1 protein-coding gene is annotated in these 645 nt (G+C 47.6%); it reads left to right on the top strand.

Features of this window, described 5'->3' with window-relative positions:
• Nucleotides 1-645, top strand: a 645-nt coding sequence (locus tag ABWW03_RS19925) for a hypothetical protein (RefSeq protein WP_353411433.1), incomplete at both ends; no start/stop codon positions are given.

Below are 645 nucleotides of genomic sequence, written 5' to 3'. Positions count from 1 at the left end.
TTGAACGAAGGTGCGGAACAATTTAATGTCGCTATCGGTACGGTTACGGATACCGATAGCTCCTTCGAAGCGATTGCGGTTGATACAGCGAATGATGATGTCACCACAACGATTACGGATCAGACGGGTTCAGATAATCCTCCGGGCGCTGAAGATACGGTGGTTGTTTCTCTGGCAGGTCCGGCGAATGTAGTCGAAGGTGAAACCACTACAGACTACACCGTGACCCTGAGTGAAGCGGTTCCAGTTGGCAGCAGTGTGACGGTGAACTTGACGTACACCTACACAACAGCATCTGGTTCGGATATCACTGAAGTTGCCAGTGTGGTTGTGACAGGTGGTAACAATACGGCTACGTTTAACATCGTGACTTTAGATGATGCTTTGGATGAAGGAGCGGAAAATTTCAATGTGGCGATTGGTACGATCACTGATACCAATAACGCTTTTGAAGCGATTACGGCTCACAGTACCAACAATAATGTGAATACCACGATCACCGATCAGACGGGTTCCGATAATCCTCCAGGTGTCGAAGATACTATTTATGCGCGTTTAACCCAAAGCACGGATACTATTGCCGAAAATGGCGGCCAAGTGACTTACACCGTCACTTTGGTTGATCAAAATGGTAACCCAGTAACG

Source organism: Pseudoteredinibacter isoporae (genome assembly GCF_040372805.1).
GTDB lineage: Bacteria > Pseudomonadota > Gammaproteobacteria > Pseudomonadales > Cellvibrionaceae > Pseudoteredinibacter > Pseudoteredinibacter isoporae_A.
The sequence above is the reverse complement of the archived record's forward strand: the minus strand, read 5'-3'. Positions and strand labels throughout refer to the sequence as shown.